This is a genomic window from Mesoplasma corruscae (genome assembly GCF_002930145.1).
In the GTDB taxonomy this organism is placed as follows: Bacteria; Bacillota_I; Bacilli_A; order Mycoplasmatales; family Mycoplasmataceae; genus Entomoplasma; species Entomoplasma ellychniae.
In genome coordinates this window covers 246,442-266,475 of record NZ_PHNF01000001.1, presented here as the reverse complement: position 1 = coordinate 266,475, position 20,034 = coordinate 246,442, and the positions used below count along the sequence as shown (strand labels likewise).

Below are 20,034 nucleotides of genomic sequence, written 5' to 3'. Positions count from 1 at the left end.
GGTTTGAAATGTTCAAACAAGGTATGACTATTGATGACTATATAAAGTACTTGCAAGGTATGAATAAAGAAATAGGAGACTCAAGTCTTCTTTTTGGCATTATTAGTGCATACCCAGTGTTTATGGTTTTAGCTGTATTTACTGTAATAGCAATTTGCATGTATCAATTAAAAGTTAAAGGAATACCAACAAGGGATTTTGAAATAGGTTTGATTATAGTCGTACCAGCAGCTGTTCTTGGAGCTAGTATATTTGGTAAAATATTTTTACCAAATTACCAACAATGAAGTAATGTATTTAAAATAGTATTTTTTTGAGAACCTGGAACTTCTTTTTTTGGTTGTCTTTTTTTTGGGGTAGTCTCTGGTTTAATTTGATTTAGTTATAGAAGCAAAGAAACAAGAATTTCTACATGAGTTTATTTTGATATTATAGTAGTTAATATCTTAATTGGTCAAGCAATTGGTAGATGAGGTAATTTATATAATCATGAAATTATGGGATGAGATGTTGATTATGATCAAATTAAATGGTTACCTAGTTTTATAAGAAACAGATTATTTTATTTTCCTAATTTTGGAGAATTCAAAACAATTAATGGAGAATACCTTCCACTAGATTGAGTTTCTAAATACAAAGAGAATACTGCTTTTCTAACAGATTATGTAAATGCATCAAATACATTATTATCAGAAGTTGTGCAAGAGAAAATTCAATTTAAAGCACCAATTTTTTTAATTGAAGGAATTTTAAATATAACTTTATGGTTGATTTTAACTTTTGGTGTAAAAAATATTCACAAAGTAATAAACTATAAAAATAACCCTTGAGTAACTCAACCTAAGGCTTTTCCAATTCACTGGAATAAAAATTATAAATCATTACCCCAAAAAGAAATTGTAGAATGACCAACACTTTCAACAATAAAATACAAAAAAACAAAAGAAGGTGAGTTAACTTTAAGTTTAAAAAATGTTTGAAGAAAAGCGTTTTTTTGAAAAACTCCAGATTATGAGCAAAATGTACAGTTATTTAACAAAAACGAAGAATGAAAAAAACAATATAACATCGATAAGAAAAAGTTATCTAAAAAAATGTTTAAAGATAAATATAATATTCAAATAAGAATTTTTAATATAAACCCTTATTCAAAGGAAATTACAAAAGCTAATAATCCTGAAAATTTTAAAGTCATAATGTCTGGTGTATTAACTGGGTGTTATATATTTGGTTATGGATTAATAAGAATAGTTTTAGAAACATCCAGAAGACCTACTGAATATATAATCTCAAACCATCCAATAGCAGACTTTATAGTGTTATCATTAATTTTAACAATAGGTATTTTTATAATTTGCATAAATCAATTTATAAGTCCAAAAAAATGAAGGGAAGTAGGATGACTATATGAAAAATCATACTAATATTAAAATGACTGATATTTTAATAATAGGTGCAGGTCCAGCTGGACTAACTGCAGCTATTTATGGTAGTAGAGCAGGTTTGCATACAACTATAATAGAAAAAGAAGCACCAGGTGGAAAAATGGTGAAAACTGATTTAATTGAAAACTATCCAGGATTCTTATCTATCAACGGAGCTGATTTATCTTCTCAAATGTTTTCACAAGCAATGGATTTGGGAGCAATATTTGAATTTGATGAAGTCATAAAAGTAGAAAAAAATGAAAATACTTTTATAGTTAACACTATCAATCAAAATGTTTATTGTGCTAAAGCAATAGTTATAGCAACAGGAACATTAGAAAACAAATTAGGCATTGATGGTGAAGATAAACTTTATGGAAAAGGTGTAAGTTATTGTGCTGTTTGTGATGGTAACTTTCACAAAGGAAAACCTGTAGCAATTGTTGGGGGTGGATATTCTGCAGTTGAAGAAGGCATATATTTATCTAGATTAGTAAAAAAATTATATGTACTAGTTAGAAAAGATTTTTTTAGAGTTGATCAAAAAACTTTAGAGAAGTTAACTAATTTAAAAAATGTAGAAGTAAGATTTAATACAATAGCTACAAATGTTATTGGTGAAAATAAAGTCGAAGGTTTAGAAATTTTGAACACTAAAACAAATGAACTAGAAAAAATTGAAATAACTGGTTTATTTCCATATATTGGGGCTAGTCCAATTACTCAGTTTGTAGACAACTTACAATTGCATAAAAATGGTGAATATTTTAAAGCTGATAAAAAAATGCACTCAAACATTAAAGGTGTATTTATTGCTGGTGATGTTAGAGATGTTGCTTTAAGGCAAATTGCTATTGCTGCTGGAGATGGGGCTCTTGCAGGTCAAATGGCTGTTAATTACATTCAAGAAATGTAATGAATTGAAAAGAGATTTATTATGAAAAAAGAAGAAAAAAGAATTAAAAGCAAATACTTGGAATGAATGGATGGTTCTGTTCAGTTTAATTTAAAATCAAAAATATTGATGAATGTAAAACCAAAAAAAGAAAAAAGGTGAATAATATCTTTAATTTTGTGAATTTTGTCTATTGTTTTATTTGTATCATTTATTGTTTTTTTTACATTAACACAACAAGTTGATTGAAAAGAATCTAGTATTGGAACAATAACACCTGAGTATAAAGGTGTTACTTCTGAATATTTTGATGGAAAGTTAAGACCTTACTCTATTACCATGACGTTAGGTATAATAGTAGCTGCTGCATTTTCAGTTAAAAACTTTTTAAAAAAAGGTTTAGATATAAATCACTTATCTATAGGTGTAATAATCGTTATGCCTTCAGCACTTTTTATGGCAAGTTTTTTTGGTAAATATGGAAGAGGTAGTGAATCATTTATTCAATTATTTTACTTTTGAAATGGTGGGATGGCAATACATGGTGGTTTTATTGGAGCTATGTTATCTGGTGTACCATTGTTTTACTATTTTTCTAAAAGATCAAAAGTATCGGTTTTAGTTTATGCTGATGCAATATTACCTAATGTATTACTTGGGCAAGTTATTGGTAGATGAGGAAATTTCTTCAACCATGAAGTTATGGGAAAACCGTTAAAAGTTTTAGCAAAAAGTTGGGATAGTAACTGAGCAAATATAGATTCAAGTGGAATGTGACTTCCAAAATGAATTACCAATAATACAACAATGGTAGCTTCTTCAAGTGGAAGTGTTGATGGTGTTAGTTATAATCCTGGAGATCTCTTACAAATGAACCCAATATTTTTTTGAGAATCATTAGCTCTTTTAATATGTTGATTTATTATAGTTTTTATAATTCCTAATATAGGTAAATGAATAAGTGTTAAACCTTGAAAAGAATACCCAACAAAGTATAAAATAACTAGAAATAAGTTTGGGTACTCAAATAAAAATATAGTTTGAAATCAAGCATATTATAGAAGTGAAGACAATAATAAAACATTATATTTATCTGAAAATAAAAGCTCAAATAAATATAAAGAGTCTTTAAGAATATCAAAAGCAAATAACTTATTCGAATACAGTTCAACAAAATCAGGAATTACATCATTCAGTTTTGTATTTTTATGAAATTTAGTTAGATTTTGTTTGGAACTGCAAAGACCAGATGACCACTTATTTTGAAATGGTTCAAAAACAATATCTTTAATATTAATTTTTTTAACAATGATGATTGGTTTAGGTGGTATATTAGTTTGTCAGTATTTATTACCAAGATATTTTAGAAAAAATGGATATTTATATGAAAAAGAGTATTTCACTATTTAGATTAAAATAAAAGGGGGGTAATATCATGTCTTTTGCATTAGAAGTGAAATCAGAAGTATTAGCTCATGAATTTGATGAAAATTTAAGTAAGTGTTTTTTAGCTGGGTTTATTAAATATAATGGTGATTTAATATTTTCCAATAATAAAGAAAAATTAAGGTTAACGTCTAACTCAAATAAAATAGCAAGATCTATTTTTAAGTTGTGCAAGCAAAACTTTTCAGGATTAATTAATATAGGTATTTCCCAGGCAAAAAACTCTAATAAAGTTACAACTTATTACATAATCTTAGAAGGACAAATTAGTGTTTTTTTACAATCATTAAATGTGGTTGACAAAAATCAAATTAAAATAGTAGAGTTTATTTTTGATTTTAAAAAATTAAGTAAAGATTTAGTTAAAAATTTGAAAAGAGCTTACATAGCTGGTGTGTTTGTGGCTATTGGCTCGGTAAATTCTCCAAATACAACCAATTATCATTTGGAACTACAATTTAAAGATTTAGCTTCTGCAAAATATTGAGTTGTGTTGTTAAAAGATTTTAATTTTGAATTTAAAGTTTTAAAAAGAAGTGAAAAATTATATATTAGTTATATTAAAAAATCATTATTAGTTTCAGATTTTTTAAAATTAATTGATGCTTATCAATGCGTAATGGAATTTGAAAATGCAAGAATTTCTAGAGAGTTTCACAATAATATTAATAGAACAAATAATGTAGATGTTTATAACAATAAAAAAGCTTTAGTAGTTGGATTGAAGCAAGTTGATCAAATAAGCAAAATTCAATCAAAAATAGCATCAAGCCAGTTATCTATAAAAGCCCAAGCTTTAATGGAACTTAGAATTGAAAACCCAGATGCAAGCTATTCTGAGTTAACTAATAAAATGATTGAAAAGGGTTTTATAATAACTAAATCAGGAATAAGTAATTTATTTAAAATAATACATAAATTAAGTGAGGAGTTATAATTATGAAAGAATTAACACTTTTAGAAATAATCGCAATAAATATTAAAAAAATAAGAATTTCTCAAAACATTAGTCAAGAAGAACTTGCTTTTAGATGTAATGTTTCTAAAAATTATTTATCAGATATAGAACGTGGAACAAGAAATATAACAGTGAATATAATTGAAAAAATTATTAAAGGGTTAAATATTTCAATAAATGAGTTATTTGCTGTTAGAAATTAGATTTTTAAAACAAAAAAAGGTATTATATAAATTAATAAACTAAGGAGAGAAAATGATTAAATTAAATTCAACAAATTATAAGACTACTGTAAAGTTTACAACAAAAGAAAATAAATTAAATTTATTAAATGACGAAGTTGGTGCTATCAATTTATTATCTGCAACAAATGAAATATTTATAGTATTAGATTCAAAAGAAAATGCTTATGAACAATTAGTTAAAAATCTTTTTGCAACTATTGAAAAATATCAAATTAATTTAAATGTAGATTTTGATACATTAAAACCCATTTTTAAATCTGACTTAGAAAAATCATTTTCTGACTTATATTCAGCATTGTCATTCAGTGGTTATGCTATGGAAAATTATAAAAAAGAAAAAATTAAACAATTTGAATTTAATATAATTTCAAAAGAAAAAATCAGTTCATTTGAAGTGAATGAAAAAGCAAAAGCAGAAGCTGTTAATTATGCAAGAGACTTACAAGAAACCCCCCCAAATATTGGAACAAGTGTTTATTATGCAAATAAAATTAAAAAAGATGCTGAAAAAATAGCTGGAGTTAAGGTAACAATTTTAGGTAAAGCAGAATCAAAAAAATTAAATATGAATCTTTTACTAGCTGTTAACGCTGGTTCATTAATAGAATCGCAAGTAGTGATTGTTGAATACTGTTCTGACGCTAATTTGCCTAAAACTGGTTTAGTTGGTAAAGGAATTACTTTTGATTCAGGTGGATACAATTTAAAACCAGCTCAACACATGAAGGGTATGAAATTTGATATGTCAGGTGCTGCTATAGTTATTTCAACTGTGATGGCGTTGGCAAAATCAAAAGCTAAAGCTAATGTAGTAGCTGTTGGTTTATTTACTGACAACAGAATTGGTTATACTGCTACATTCCCTGATTCAGTAATAACTGCTATGAATGGAAAAACAGTTGTTATTGAGGATACTGATGCTGAAGGAAGATTAGTTTTAGCTGATGGATTAACATATGCAGCTAAAGAATTAAAAGTAGATCAACTTATTGATGTTGCAACATTAACTGGAGCTGTTGCTTATGCTTTGGGTAGAACGACTGGAATATTTTCACACAATGAAAAATTAATTGAAGATGTTAATAAAGCATCTTTAAAAACAAATGAAGTTGTGTGAAGATTACCAATATTACCAAGACATTTAAAACAGTTACAAAAAGATGCTAGAGGGTATGCTGATTTAACTAGTTGTGCAAAAGTATATGGAGAAGATTCTTCATATGCAGCAGCATTCTTAAATGAATTTACAGAATCAAAACCTTATTTACACTTAGACGTTGCTGGAAGTGCTGATATAGAACAAAAAGCACAAGGTGTAATGGTTAAAACGTTATTTGAACTATTAAAAAAATAAAAATGTAGTATCATTATATAAAACAAAAGGAGTTATAATATGAGTATTGAATCAGCAAAAATTTTAATACTAAGTTTTGAAATAGTTATTATGGTTGTATCGATAGTTATTATCACTATTGGAATATTTCAATCTAAAAATTCTCAATCAGGACTTAGTGCTTTAAATGGTGGAAATGATGAATTATTTTCAAATTCAAAAGAACGTGGTTTAGATAAAACATTATCTAACTGGATGACAGTTTTAGGAATAATATTTTTCTTGGTAGCTATTGCTGCTTGTATCATAACTAATATTTATTTATAAAAAAATTATTAGTTAAGCCTTATATGTCTATTACTTTCACCAATTTGGTAGGCATGTAAGGTTTAACTAATAGACCAAAGGAGAAACATGATTTCAATCAATAAAAAACAATATGACATAAAAATTGTTGCTGTTAAAGACAACAAAAAAAATACTTTCATTAAAGATACTGCAGGTGCTGCTACGTTAATTAGTGAAGACAAAACAATTTACTTAGTTATTAAGGATAAAGGATGTAGAGTTAGACAAATTAAAAAAGGTTTAGCAGAAGCATTAGGATTATATACAAAAAACATTAGTGTAGATCTTGATTCATTTTTAGAAATTTTTTCAGTTGAAAAATTAGCTTTAGTTTTTAATACAGTATATGAAACTTTAGGGTATATCTCGCATACAAAACTTTCATATAAAGGATTAAAAGAAACTAAAAAAGAAAAATCAAAAGAAGTTGAATTTGATATAAATACTAAACATGATGTTAAAGAATTAGAAAAACATGCAGCAGTTAAAGTTGAACAAGTTAACTATGCAAGAGATTTACAAGATACACCACCTAACTTTGGAACTAGTGAATATTATGCTGAAAAAATTGTTGCTGATACAAAATCAATTAAAGACTTGAAAATAACAGTTCTTGGTAGAACAGAAGCTGAAAAATTTGGCATGGGATTATTTTTAGGTGTTAATGCAGGTTCAATGTATGAACCAAGAATAGTTGTGGCTGAATATTGTGGTGATGTTAAAAAACCTAAAACTGCTTTAGTTGGTAAAGGTATAACATTTGACTCAGGAGGATATAACTTAAAACCTTCTTCTTCAATGGAAGGTATGAAATTTGATATGTCAGGAGCTGCTACAGTTCTTTCAACTGTAATTGGTCTTGCAAAAGCTAAAGCAAAAGCAAATGTTGTAGCTGTTGCAATGTTCACTGATAATAGAATTGGTTATAAAGCTACTTTACCAGAATCAGTATTAACTTCAATGAACGGATTAACTGTTGAAATCAATAACACTGATGCTGAAGGAAGATTAGTGTTAGCTGATGGTATTACTTATGCTATTAGAGAAAAAAAAGCTGATCAAATTATTGAAATTTCAACTTTAACTGGTGCTATGGCATTTTCACTTGGTTCGTCAGCTACTGGTGCATTTACTCATAATGATGAATTATGAAAAGGTTTAGAAGCTGTTTCATTCGAAACTAGAGAAAGATTATGAAGAATGCCAATGTATGAAGAACATTTAGAAAGAGTGAAAGCGGGAGCGGTTCTTGGAGATCTTTCAAACGCTGTTAAAGGTGGAGAAGGAAGTGCAACTGCAGCTGCATTCTTACATGAATTTAGTGAAGATAAACCATTTATTCATTTTGATATAGCAGGTACTGCTTATGAAAATGGACGTGGAAATGCAGTTCTAATTAAAACATTTTATGAATTCTTAAAATAATTTTAAAATCAAACTTAAAGTTTGATTTTTTATTTAATGTTTTGATAGTGTATAATACTAATAAGAAAACAGAGGTAACAATTAATGAAATTAAATACATGATCTTTTTACTATGCTAAAGACTTAGTAGATGTTAAACAAGAAAAGTTAATAGATGGTGATACTGTATTTGTATTATTAAGACCTGATATGAATGAACCAAATAAACTTTTAGGATTGGGTTTTCCAAAAGAAAACTCAGCAACTAAGATAGTTGACCTACAAAATAAAGAGTTATCACAAGAAGATGTTTATGCAATTTTTGGTAATTGTTTAGGTATGGTTCAAACACAAACTATAACCGAAATTGAAATTGGTAAAGTTAATTTATCTTCAACACCGATAAGACCTGAAAACATTCAAAAGATTATTGAAGTATATAGTGTATTTTTTGCAGTTGATCCTCAAGAAATAGATACTAAAGATTATGAAGATTTTTCAAAAGGAATTCCTGAAGATACTTTCACTGAGTTAGATTTTAACAAAATACCTTTAAGAAATATTTTGAGAAGTTTGGAAGCTGGTATGAATGAATATCATCGTCAAATGAATCAATTACAAAATGAACAATATTCTGGTGAAAAAAGAAGAGACTACATGGCAAACATGTCAGTTCTTCAATCAAACTTAATTTTATTTTTTGATAACGCTTTAAGAAAAGTAAATGAAATTGTTGTTAAACAAGAAGAAGAACTTAAAAAACTTAGAAAATAAAAATTCATTAAAAACAAAACCACGTAAAATAATTCGTGGTTTTTATATTTATTCAAAATGAATTGCAAAGTAATATTTTAATTTGTTATTATTAATCTAAAGATAAGGAATTTATGATATACAATAACAATATACACATTTTTGGATTAACACAAGGAACAGATTTAGCTAATGAAATCTGTGATATTTTAAAGGTAAAGAAAAATGAAATCATTACAAAAAGATTCGCAGATGGGGAAATATTAACTGAATCAATTGATTCTGTAAGAGGTAAAGCAATTTATGTAATACAGTCAACATCAATGCCAGTCAATGAAAGTTTAATGGAACTTTTAATAGCACTTGATGGTTTTAAAAGAGGAAGTGCTGAAGAAATAAATGTGGTTATACCATATTATGGTTATGCTAGACAAGATCGTAAAGCTAAAGGAAGGCAACCAATTACTTCTAAATTAGTGGCTGATTTAATTTCAAAAGCTGGAGCTGATAGAGTAATGTCAATTGATATTCACTCACCACAAACAATGGGATTTTTTGATGTACCTATGGATAATTTTTATACAGCTCAAATATTAGCTAATGAAATAGTTGAATATGTTGATAAAAATAACTGAAATCCAGATGATTGTATTTTAGTATCCCCTGACTATGGAGGAATGACTAGAACTCACAAGGTTGAGTCATACACAGCTGGTGTAACTAGTGGTATTTCTGTTATTGGCAAAAAAAGACCAGAACCCAATAAAGCTGAAATAGAATTTGTACTTGGAGATATTGAAGGTAAAAATTGTTTTATTATTGATGATATGATTGACACTGGGGGAACTATTATTAATGCTGCTAGAGCATTAAAAGATCAAGGCGCTAAAGAGGTGTACATTTTTGCTTCACATGGTCTATTTAATGGTCCAGCAAAAGAAAGAATGGATGCTGCTATTTGTGAAGGCATTGTAAAACAAGTTGTTGTTACAAATACTATTCAAATTGCTGAAGAAAAACGTTTTAATGGTCTAAAAATTATTTCAGTTGCACCATTATTAGCAGAAATGATTAAAGCATCAGTTGATCAAGAATCGTTAACTGAAGTTTATAATCGTAAAAAAGAAGAAATTTACAAAAAAGCTTTAAGTATAAAAGCTAAGTATAAATAGTTAAGGATTTATATGAAATTAATTTTTGCTTTAGGTAATCCTGGTAAACAATACGAAAAAACAAGACATAATGCTGGGTGAATAGCTTTAGATATTTTACTTGAAGAATTTGGTTATGACAAAGTTCAATTAGATAAAGATGCACATATTTACACCTCAAAATTTAATGGAGAAAAAGTAATGTTTATTAAACCTCAAACATTTATGAATAATTCGGGAGATATTGTTAGAAAAATGTTTGATTTTTATAAAGTTGGTATTGAAGATATTTTAATAATGCATGATGAAAAAGATTTTACAATTAATAAAAACCAATTGAAATTTGGTGGTTCATCAGCTGGACATAACGGTATTAAATCAATTATAAATAAAATGAGTACACAAGATTTTTTAAGATATAGAATAGGTATTGACCCACCACTAGAAAATTGGCTTATTGTTGACTGAGTGCTTTCTAAATTTTCTGAAGATAATATAAATGACATTAAAAAATCTACAAAGATTAATTCTCAATACATTAAAGAATGAATTGCTGGTAAAAAAATTACAACAATAAATATATAAAAAAACATTTACTTTTCAGCAATGAATGTAAGTGTTTTTAAATTTAACATTTTTTTATTGTTGTAATTAATTATTTGTTTTATATTTTTAAAACCAATAGATAACAATAATTTTTCAAACTCATCAACCCCATATCAATATAATTTAAAATTTTGTATTTCTTGTTGCACACTTTTATTATCAATCATTAAGTCATATTTTAAAACAGAGAAAGTTGATTGTTCAATTCAATTTATACTAATAGAACTATTTTTAATTTTTATAAATTTATCATTTTCTATTTTAAAATTATATTCATGATCAATGCCTGCTTTAAAAGAATTTGGGTAAATTAAATCTATGTATAATTTACCATTATTTTGTAAAAGATTTAAAAAGCTCATTAGTATGTTTTTGCTATATTCTCTTTTTAGTAAACAAAAACTTCCGTTTGGTAATATTATGCTTTCAAATTTCTGAGTTAATTTTAAATTATTTAGGTCTGCTAATTCAACATTAGCTTCAAGATTGTACTTTAGTAAATTAGTTTTATATAATTCAATCATTTCTAATGAATTGTCAATACCAAATACATCTACACCTTTGCGCAATAAAGGTATTGCCATTCTACCATTACCTACACCAGCTTCAAGAACTCGTCCTTCATATTGTATTAATTCATTTGTGTAAAATTCAATATCACCATCAATGCTAGTTCCTGGGGGTTTTGATAAATTATAAATAAAAGATGCTAAGTCTCCATAATAAGTATTTTTATTTTCAAACATATTATTTACCATTTAATTTAATCATTATTTTAAAAACTCATAATACAATTAGTGCACTAACCGAATCACAGATAACTGAAATAACTGTTGCTATTTCAGAACCAACATCAGATTTCATAAATTCAAACAAAAATAGTAAACTCAAAATACTTAAAAGTAAACCAAATAATCCAAAAAAGAAGCTATAAAGATCTAGTTTGTTTGCAAATTTTTCAGCTAAACAGATTTCTTTGCCTTCGCTTTCTTTTCTTTTAATAATAAGACCACCAAATTTAAATGCAATGATTGCTGTAGTCGTACTTGCAAAATCAAAACATACAGTTAAAACTGTAAAAATAAAAGAAAGACGTTCATTAGGTTTACCTCAAACAAAATCATCTAAACTTAATAAGCTTAATATTCCTAATATAACACCAATAATCCCACAAATAGCACTAAACAATTCTGTCGCTATTAGTAATAATGTTTCATTTTTTATATTTTTTCTCATAATCATTTTATTATACACTTTTAAATAAAATTTGCTCATTTTATTGTTTACATGATTGTTAAGTTGATTTTACATAGCGTTTCTTATATAATATTTTAAGCGAGTTAATATTTCACGGATTAACTCCTTGGCCCAGTGCCCAAAGACCAAAAGGAGGACATAAAAATTTATGTTAAGAAAATATGAGGTAATGTTTATCTTAGATCAAGATACACAAGACATCAAAGCTCTATCAACTAAAATGATTGATATTTTACAAAAAGATGGAAAAATCATTGAACAAAATGATTTAGGATTAGTTGAATTTGCTTATAAAATAAATCACAAGAAAAAAGGAAACTACTTTGTTGTGATTGTTGAAGCAACAGCAGAAGCAATCAAAGAATTTGAAAGAGTTTCAAACATTGAAAAAAATGTTATTAGAAAATTAGTTATAAGTATTGAAACAGAAAAAAAATATGAGCAATCAGTTATTTTATCAAAAACTGATATGTCAAAATATGAAGAAGAAAGAAAACCTAGAAGAGATTTCAAAAAGCCTTTCGTTAAAAGAGAAGGCTCAGACTTTTCTGGTGAAAGAAGACCTTATCAAAAACCAGAATCATCAAATGCAGTTGTGCAATCTGCAAAAGAAGAAGCTGTAGTTTCTCATGAAGAAGCTCATGACTTTGTTTCTAAAATGCAAGATAAATATAAAGAACACTTAGAAAAAGAAGTTATTATTCATCATGATGAAGAAATAACTGAATCTAAAGTTGAAGCGCCAAAACTTTCTGCAGAAGAAAGAGCAAAAACTGATGGTTCTCACAATATAGATGAAGAAAGATCTGAACTTCAAAAATACTCTAATAAATTAAGAGAAATAGCTGTTGAAAATAATTTAGCTAAAAAATTGCAAGACATTAACTTACGTGATATGACTAAAAAAGAATTAGTAGAGTACATGAGAAAAGTTAGTGCATCAATTAAAAAGAAATAAATAAAAGGAGCAGTTATGAATCAAGTTAATTTAGTGGGAAGAATAACCAAAGATTTAGAATTAAGATCAACCAGTAATGGTCAAGGTAAATTTGTTTCTTTTACAGTTGCTGTGAGTGAATATTCACAACAAAAAGAAATAACAAATTTTATTCCTTGTTTTGCATTTGAAAGAACAGCAGAAAATATGGTTAAATTCCTTTCAAAAGGTAGCTTGGTTTCAGTATCTGGAAGAATAAGTGTTCGTACAAGTCAAAAAGATGGAAAATACGAAACTATTACAACTATAACTGCTGATCGTGTAAACTTTTTAGAATCTTCAAAAAACAAAAATGAAAACACAGTAGGTCAAACTTCTGTAAATACATCAAATATTAATTTAGAATCACCTGTATTAGCTACTTCAAGTTCAAGTATTGTTCAAGATGAAGTTATTTTAAGTGATGATGAGTCAATATTATGAGATTAATAATTTAAGAAAGGCAAAAATTATGGCTATTACAAATAAAAAATTTGTTAAAAAAAGAAAAAAAGTTAATTTCTTTGAAAAAAATAAAATTAACTATATTGATTATAAAGATATAGACTTATTAAAAAAATTTATTTCACCAACAGGTCAAATCTTACCAAGAAGAGTTACTGGTACATCACCTAAAAGTCAAAGACAATTGGCTGTTGCAATTAAAAGAGCACGCCAAATGGCTTTATTACCTTTTGTTATTGAATAATATTTCAAATCACTTTTGTGATTTTTTTTATTTGCAAAATAAATGAAACAAATTATATTATAATTTAAATAATAAAAGCGAGGTTCTTATGAAAGTTATTTTTTTAAAAGATGTTAAAGGTCAAGGCAAAAAAGATGAAGTTAAAGAAGTCAGTGATGGTTATGCTAAAAACTTTTTAATACCAAAAGGTTTTGTTAAATTAGCTACTAGTGGTAATTTAAGTAGTTTAAATTTAAAAAAACAAATTGAGTCTGAAGAAAATGAATTAGCAAAAGCTGAGACACTTTTGATGAAAAAGAAAATTGAAGAAACAGTTTTACAGTTTAAATTGCAAATAAAAAATAATAAAGCATTTGGTTCTATATCTAATCAAGATATAACAGATCAGTTAAAAAATAAGTACAAAATAGAAATTGACAAAAAAAAGATTGTTAATTTTACTAATTTAAATAAAGTAGGGATGCATTATTTAAGCGTTAAATTACCATATAAACTTGAAGCCAAACTTCAAGTAGAAATCAAAGAGGCATAATTAAATGAAAAGAGACATTAGTGTAGAAAATTTATACACAATTGAAAAAAGTATATTAGCTATCGCTTTAAACTCTCCAAATGCACTACCAGATATTTTTAATGGATTGGTTTTTAATGATTTTTTAGACCCTTCACACAAGACAATATTTGAAATGCTGACAATTCTGAATAAAGAAAGTAAAGAAATAACGATTAATTCAGTTGTAGCCCTTTTAGATAAAGAAGGCAAATTAGAGCAAGTTGGTGGGGCTACCAAGATTCAAAGTATTGCTTTAGAATTTTTTACAGATGAAGGTATTGAAAATTATATTGAAACAGTTTTTTTTGCATCTGCTTCCAGGAAGTTTGATGCGACTCTTAAAATTATTCAAAATGAAAGAAATAATGGACAACTTGACGTTGAAGATGCAATGAATAAAATTCAAAGAGAATTAATTTCTATAGATTTAAATCAGAATAAAAGTGATGTTAAACACTTTAAAGAGTCAGCAGATTCATTAATTGAAAAAATAAAAGACCTTCAAAAAAGAAATGATACTTTAACTGGTGTTCCAACAGGTCTTTTTGAATTAGATGATATTACTTCGGGTTGACAAAAAGGAGATTTAATAATTTTAGCAGCTAGACCAAGTATGGGTAAAACAGCATTTTCACTTCATTTAGCTTACAGAGCAGCTAAAGAAAATCAAGGAGTTGCAATATTTTCTTTAGAAATGCCAGCCGAACAACTTACACAAAGATTGTTAACTATGGTTTCTCACTTAGACTCTAAAAAATTAAGAACTGGTAAAAACATATCTGATCAAGAATGAAAAACTTTAATGTATTCAAAAGAGAATATATCAAAACTTCCAATCTACATTGATGACACACCAGGTATTACTGTTCAACAAATTCAATCTAAGTTATATAAATTGAAAAGAGATCATGATATCAAATTTTGCGTAATTGATTATCTTCAATTGATTGGTTCAAACAATTTAAATATTGATAGACAAAATGAAATTTCAAACATTTCACGTCATTTAAAAAGAATATCACGTGAACTTGAAATCCCTATTGTTTGTTTATCTCAGCTGTCAAGATCAGTTGAAAAAAGAGAAGACAAAAAACCTATAATGTCAGATTTAAGAGATTCTGGTGCTATTGAACAAGATGCTGATTTGATTATGTTTTTATATCGTGAAGATTATTATACTTACACAAAAGATGAAAATAACAATCATGTTCCAAACAATGAACCATCAGCTATATCTCCAACTGATGTAATTATAGCTAAACACCGTAATGGAGCTACTGGTGTTGTTAAAGTTTCTTTTGATAAAAGACATGGTAAATTTTTAGATAAAGGTTAAGTCAAAGCGTGTGAATACATGTTTTTTTTGTTATAATCTATTTAAATTAAAATTATATGCATAGAAAACTTCAATAAGGAATTTATAAAATGAAAAAACTTTTAACAACGTTAACAGCGATGTCTTTAACTGCAACTTCTGCAACTTCTTTAACTGCATGCTCAACAAAGCTAATTACAAATAATTACACTATAAAATTGGCTAGTCATGATGAACTTAACAAGCAAATACGATATATTTGAGACACTACAACCAATTCATATATAAATAATTCTGATGGGTGAGATAATGAAAAACTTACTGAACAACAAATTAAAGATAAGCAATTATCTGAAGTAAAATCAAGTTTGAATGGTTCACTGGGGCAAGGTAATGCAATTGTTCAAGATTTGTTAAATGTAATTTTTTACAATGCAAAAAATACTATTATTAACAATAATAAATCTCTAACAAATCAACAATATGTTTTTAGTTCTAATTATGAAAAAAATAAAATTTATGTGGATGGGCAATCAAGAACAGCTGGTTTCAATTCAAACAATGAAGAAGACATTAAACAATATTATGCAAATTACAAAGAATCAAAAAGTGGAATTGCTTCAATTCTTGGTTTGGTTGAATATTCAAAATATGTATCATCTGATTCAAATGAAAAAAGTTCAAATATACCAATTGTAACTTCTGAAGATATTCAATTAATTGATAAAATGTACAATGCTTCTAAAAATCAAGGCATTAGAAGTATAGAATTTGAAAATGAACAACAATTTGTAAATGGAAATATAGGACTTGCTGATTCTGAAGTAAAATCTGATGAAGCAGAAATAACTAAAGAATTAAAAACTTCTAAAATAACTGAATATGAAACTTCATGAATTAACAAAACTAAGTCTAATTATTCTGAAGAAGCAAAATATAGTGAAAACTATAAACAATACATAGCTGGTGGCCCAGTAACATCATTAGATCCTTTTGCTCAAACTTTAATTTCAACTACACAAGAAGAAATTAAAAATACTAACATAACTTTACAACAAATCGAAGATAATGCAGATTGATCAAAAACAACACCAGAAGCTGGCATATTATTAAATACATTACCTAATCCTGTATTTGAATATAAGTTAGTTTCAATAAAAGATGCAAATGACAAAGTTACAAAAACTTTTTCTTCTAAAACTTATGGTTATCAATTAGTAAAACTTGATCCTATAAAGTTGAAAATTATTTATAATGATGATATTAATATTAAAAAAGATAAAGATGGAAAAGAACAATATTTGGGAAAAGATTATGAAATCAACCTAACAGTTGATGGTTTATATGCCTCATATGCACCAATATTATCAACAATAACAAATGATACTACAGATGGTTTAAAAGATAAAGAAAAATTATATCTTGGTTGAAGATTAGCTGGATATCAATTTAACAAATCAAGTATGCTTGGATATGGAACTGACGGAAAAGCTTTAAATGCATCTGACAGAAAAAATGTGAGCAAAAATGTTCCGCTTTGAGAAAACAAATATAATGAAATGGCAATTACAGACTTTGCAATTCAAGAAAAAAAAGTTACAAATTAAAAATTAATTAGAAACTAAAAGAGGAGGTGAGAACATATGCAAAAAACTCTAGAATGAATTATGGAGGGTTCTCACCTTGCGTATCTTTCGTCTGCTTTAACATTTACTATTTTTGTACTATATATATTATTTAAATGAATTCAAAAAAAACATCTTATAACACAAGGTGTTTTCATTATAAATGAACAATTTAATACTCGTAACATTGCTTACATGGGTATTATGATTGGATGTTCAGTTGCTGTAACTGTTGTTATATCTATGACTGTGCCAATTACTGTATTCCCACCAATAAGAGTAGCTTTTGAAGGCATCATGATCAAAATAACTGGAATGATATTTGGACCTATAGTGGGTCTAATAGTAGGTTTGGTAACTGAATTGTTAACAATGTTATTTATTCCTTCGTTTATTCACCCAGCATATTTTTTTGTTGCTATAGGTTTTGGTTTTTGAGCAGGAATTTGTTCTTTTAGCTTTAAATTAAAAGATAATAAGCAATATATTACATTAATAATAATTACTGTATTTGTAATTGTTTCAACTTTATTTTTGTCTCTAACATTAGATAAATTACCTGTTTCAAATCCGCTAAATGAAGGGGAAATCACACCACTTGGATATATTGAAAAAGTAAGTATTTTTGGTATAAGTATGTCAAGAAAAATGGTCCCTAGAGTTTTTATGATATTAATGGGCATAATATTAATTTTAATTTATATAACTTTTGCTATTCTTATGTTTACAAATAAGAAAAAATATATAAACGTTATAATGCCTATAATACTTATTTGTTTAGTAACAGAAATTTTGGTGTCAATACTAACTGCTTCATGAGGGGATGCTGAATTATTAGCTAAAGAAAGCGAAAATGGTTATATCAACATGGTTGCTTTAAGAGTAGCTCAAATGCCTCTTAAAATTATATTTAATACTAGTTTATTATCAACTGTTTATTTTGTTTTAAGACCCTTGATAAAGAATAAGTAGGTAGTATATGAAAATATTTGATACATTATCAAGAAAATATAAAACCATTAAAAATCCTCAAGTTAACATTTACAGTTGTGGTCCAACCATTTACGACTATATACATATAGGTAATGCGAGACCTATTTTGTTAACTGATACTTTAATAAAGTTTTTAGAATTTAAGAAAGTAAAAGTAAATTTTTTACAAAATATTACAGACATAGATGACAAAATAATTAGTAAATCTTTAGAAACAAATAAACCAGAAATAGAGTTAACTAACTTTTTTAAAAAAGCATACCTTAAAAGTTTAAAAGAATTAAAAGTTAGAATGCCAAATCAGTTAGTGTGCATAAGTGATGAAATAAAACTTATGCAATCATTTATTGATATTTTAATTGTAAACCAATCAGCTTATGAAACTAAAAGTGGTATATATTTTAATATTAATAAATTTAAGTCAGAGTATGGTAGATTATCAAATATTAAAGTTGATGATTTAATATCAAAAACAGCGGAAGATTTTTTTGAAGATAAAAATTTAAAAGCGGATTTTAGTTTATGAAAAACAACAAACGTAGGGTTGAATTGAGATTTTCATAAACAAAAAGGAAGACCAGGTTGACACACTGAATGTGTAACTTTAATTGATAATTATTTTAATCATGAGACTATTGATATTCATATTGGTGGAATTGATTTGCAATTTCCACATCATGAAAATGAAAGAATACAATTTTTAGCAAAAAATAACAAAGAATTATCTTATATTTGAATGCATAATGGTCATTTGACAGTAGATAATGTAAAAATGAGTAAGTCATTAAATAACACTACTCATTTAAAAGATTTTATACAAACTTATGGCGCGAATGTTTTAAGATGGCTATTTCAAACAACTCACTATAAACAACCTATCAATATATCTGATGATCTTTTAAAACAAGGTGTTAAGTTTGAAGATAAAATTAATAATTGCATAAAAAAATTAAAACAATGGGTAATAATTAACGAAGCTAAAGTAGAAGAACAAGTAGATGAAGATATTTTAAACAAGTTTGATAAATATATGAATGATGATTTGAATACTCCTCAAGTTTTAATGTTGATTAACTTTTTAATTTCAAATATAAATAAAGAGGATAATTTTAAAATTAAAATACTACAATTTAATGCATTAAAAATTATTTTACAAGTATTGGGATTTAGTTTTGAATTTAATCTAAATGTTGATGATCAAATCAAGAAGTTATATTTGAAGCAAAAAGAACACATATTAAACAAAGAATTTGTTGAAGCAGACCAAATTAGAGCAATTTTAATTAAAGAAGGGTTATTATAATGGAAAATAAAAATTTAATTTATGGTAAACATTCTATATACGAGTTCATTAAAAAACACCCTAACTTAATTAAAAATATTTGAACAACAAACATGGATAGCATTTTTGAAACACTTGATTTGAATATAAATATTGTAACTAAAAGCAAGCTTGATAGAATGTTTCAATATGAAGTTAATCATCAAAATATTGTAGCAGAAGTAAAAGAATACAACTATCAACCATTTTGCGAAATGAAAGCAAAACTTTTAGAAACAAGCAAAAATATAGTTTTAATTTTTGATCAAATTCAAGATCCGTATAACTTTGGTGCTTTAATAAGAACTGCAAGTTTATTAAATATTCAAAATATTATTATTTTAGATCGTAAACAAGTATTTGTCACTTCAACTGTTGTTAAAACTTCTGCTGGGACTGTATATGATGTAAATATATCAAAAGTATCTAATTTGTCTAATGTTGTAAAAGAACTTCAAAAACAAGGTTTTTGAGTTTATAGCACTAATTTAAATCAAAATTCACAAGATATTAGAAATGTTAGTTTTGCTAATAAATCAGCTATTATAATTGGCAATGAACATAGTGGTGTTAGTGAATTGTTAACTAAAAATAGTGATGTAAATTTTTATATTCCATCAAACAAAAATATTGATTCTTTTAATGCAAACGTGGCTGGTTCAATAATTATGTTTTGAGTTTCGAACCAAATTAAACTAATTTAATAATTTTATTGATAT

General features: G+C 26.6%; 22 protein-coding genes. 20 read left to right on the top strand and 2 right to left on the bottom strand.

Annotated elements, in window-relative coordinates:
* Nucleotides 1-8: 8 nt before the first annotated feature.
* The 11 genes from MCORR_RS01270 to pth all read left to right on the top strand — a co-directional run bounded on the left by MCORR_RS01270 (nt 9) and on the right by pth (nt 10,545).
* Nucleotides 9-1,424, top strand: a complete 1,416-nt coding sequence (locus MCORR_RS01270) for a prolipoprotein diacylglyceryl transferase family protein (protein WP_219818476.1) — start codon at nt 9-11, stop codon at nt 1,422-1,424.
* Nucleotides 1,408-2,343: an NAD(P)/FAD-dependent oxidoreductase gene (locus MCORR_RS01265; protein ID WP_104205936.1), complete on the top strand. Its 936-nt coding sequence runs from the start codon at nt 1,408-1,410 to the stop codon at nt 2,341-2,343. Before MCORR_RS01270 ends, MCORR_RS01265 begins: the two co-directional genes overlap by 17 nt.
* 21 nt (nt 2,344-2,364) lie before the next feature.
* Complete coding sequence (locus tag MCORR_RS01260; RefSeq protein ID WP_181021201.1) at nt 2,365-3,732, top strand: prolipoprotein diacylglyceryl transferase; 1,368 nt, start codon at nt 2,365-2,367, stop codon at nt 3,730-3,732.
* 25 nt (nt 3,733-3,757) lie between these two features.
* The gene (whiA, locus tag MCORR_RS01255; protein WP_104207793.1) at nt 3,758-4,705 is read left to right on the top strand and encodes a DNA-binding protein WhiA; all 948 of its coding nucleotides are present in this window, start codon (nt 3,758-3,760) and stop codon (nt 4,703-4,705) included.
* 2 nt (nt 4,706-4,707) lie between these two features.
* Nucleotides 4,708-4,929, top strand: a complete 222-nt coding sequence (locus tag MCORR_RS01250; protein ID WP_104207792.1) for a helix-turn-helix domain-containing protein — start codon at nt 4,708-4,710, stop codon at nt 4,927-4,929.
* Between the two features lie 52 nt (nt 4,930-4,981).
* Nucleotides 4,982-6,325 (top strand): M17 family metallopeptidase, encoded by a 1,344-nt coding sequence (locus MCORR_RS01245; protein ID WP_104207791.1) that lies wholly within the window; start codon nt 4,982-4,984, stop codon nt 6,323-6,325.
* A gap of 39 nt (nt 6,326-6,364) precedes the next feature.
* Nucleotides 6,365-6,631, top strand: coding sequence for a preprotein translocase subunit SecG (gene secG, locus MCORR_RS01240; protein ID WP_104207790.1), 267 nt, complete (start codon nt 6,365-6,367; stop codon nt 6,629-6,631).
* Nucleotides 6,632-6,718: 87 nt separating this feature from the next.
* Nucleotides 6,719-8,077: a M17 family metallopeptidase gene (locus MCORR_RS01235; RefSeq protein ID WP_104207789.1), complete on the top strand. Its 1,359-nt coding sequence runs from the start codon at nt 6,719-6,721 to the stop codon at nt 8,075-8,077.
* An 84-nt stretch (nt 8,078-8,161) separates the two neighbouring features.
* The gene (locus MCORR_RS01230; protein ID WP_104207788.1) at nt 8,162-8,830 is read left to right on the top strand and encodes a hypothetical protein; all 669 of its coding nucleotides are present in this window, start codon (nt 8,162-8,164) and stop codon (nt 8,828-8,830) included.
* 113 nt (nt 8,831-8,943) lie between these two features.
* Nucleotides 8,944-9,981 carry a ribose-phosphate diphosphokinase gene (locus tag MCORR_RS01225; RefSeq protein ID WP_104207787.1) on the top strand — a complete coding sequence of 346 codons (1,038 nt, stop codon included), beginning with the start codon at nt 8,944-8,946 and terminating at the stop codon, nt 9,979-9,981.
* A gap of 12 nt (nt 9,982-9,993) precedes the next feature.
* Nucleotides 9,994-10,545, top strand: a complete 552-nt coding sequence (gene pth, locus MCORR_RS01220; protein ID WP_104207786.1) for an aminoacyl-tRNA hydrolase — start codon at nt 9,994-9,996, stop codon at nt 10,543-10,545.
* Nucleotides 10,546-10,553: 8 nt separating this feature from the next.
* On the opposite strand, the gene MCORR_RS01215 is transcribed toward pth, so the two are convergent.
* Both MCORR_RS01215 and MCORR_RS01210 read right to left on the bottom strand, forming a co-directional pair.
* Entirely contained in the window at nt 10,554-11,312 is a 759-nt protein-coding gene (locus MCORR_RS01215; RefSeq protein WP_181021200.1) for a class I SAM-dependent methyltransferase, read from the bottom strand.
* Between the two features lies 1 nt (nt 11,313).
* Entirely contained in the window at nt 11,314-11,802 is a 489-nt protein-coding gene (locus MCORR_RS01210) for a hypothetical protein (RefSeq protein WP_146063411.1), read from the bottom strand.
* 169 nt (nt 11,803-11,971) lie between these two features.
* On the opposite strand from MCORR_RS01210, the gene rpsF reads away from it, so the two are divergent.
* From rpsF to rlmB, 9 genes are all read left to right on the top strand, one after another.
* Nucleotides 11,972-12,781 (top strand): 30S ribosomal protein S6, encoded by an 810-nt coding sequence (gene rpsF, locus MCORR_RS01205; RefSeq protein WP_104207783.1) that lies wholly within the window; start codon nt 11,972-11,974, stop codon nt 12,779-12,781.
* A 15-nt stretch (nt 12,782-12,796) separates the two neighbouring features.
* Nucleotides 12,797-13,249, top strand: coding sequence for a single-stranded DNA-binding protein (locus MCORR_RS01200; protein ID WP_104205948.1), 453 nt, complete (start codon nt 12,797-12,799; stop codon nt 13,247-13,249).
* Nucleotides 13,250-13,271: 22 nt separating this feature from the next.
* Complete coding sequence (rpsR, locus tag MCORR_RS01195) at nt 13,272-13,508, top strand: 30S ribosomal protein S18 (RefSeq protein ID WP_104206202.1); 237 nt, start codon at nt 13,272-13,274, stop codon at nt 13,506-13,508.
* A gap of 88 nt (nt 13,509-13,596) precedes the next feature.
* A complete protein-coding gene (gene rplI / locus MCORR_RS01190) occupies nt 13,597-14,040 on the top strand; it encodes a 50S ribosomal protein L9 (RefSeq protein WP_104208010.1) in 444 nt (147 codons plus the stop codon).
* A 4-nt stretch (nt 14,041-14,044) separates the two neighbouring features.
* Complete coding sequence (dnaB, locus tag MCORR_RS01185) at nt 14,045-15,397, top strand: replicative DNA helicase (protein ID WP_104207782.1); 1,353 nt, start codon at nt 14,045-14,047, stop codon at nt 15,395-15,397.
* An 89-nt stretch (nt 15,398-15,486) separates the two neighbouring features.
* On the top strand, nt 15,487-16,983 hold the full coding sequence (locus MCORR_RS01180) for a hypothetical protein (RefSeq protein ID WP_104207781.1): 1,497 nt from the start codon (nt 15,487-15,489) through the stop codon (nt 16,981-16,983).
* A gap of 36 nt (nt 16,984-17,019) precedes the next feature.
* On the top strand, nt 17,020-17,973 hold the full coding sequence (locus MCORR_RS01175; RefSeq protein WP_104207780.1) for an ECF transporter S component: 954 nt from the start codon (nt 17,020-17,022) through the stop codon (nt 17,971-17,973).
* Between the two features lie 7 nt (nt 17,974-17,980).
* Entirely contained in the window at nt 17,981-19,297 is a 1,317-nt protein-coding gene (cysS, locus tag MCORR_RS01170) for a cysteine--tRNA ligase (protein WP_104207779.1), read from the top strand.
* Nucleotides 19,297-20,019: a 23S rRNA (guanosine(2251)-2'-O)-methyltransferase RlmB gene (gene rlmB / locus MCORR_RS01165; protein ID WP_104207778.1), complete on the top strand. Its 723-nt coding sequence runs from the start codon at nt 19,297-19,299 to the stop codon at nt 20,017-20,019. The genes cysS and rlmB overlap by 1 nt, the downstream gene beginning before the upstream one ends.
* The last annotated feature ends 15 nt before the right edge of the window (nt 20,020-20,034 follow it).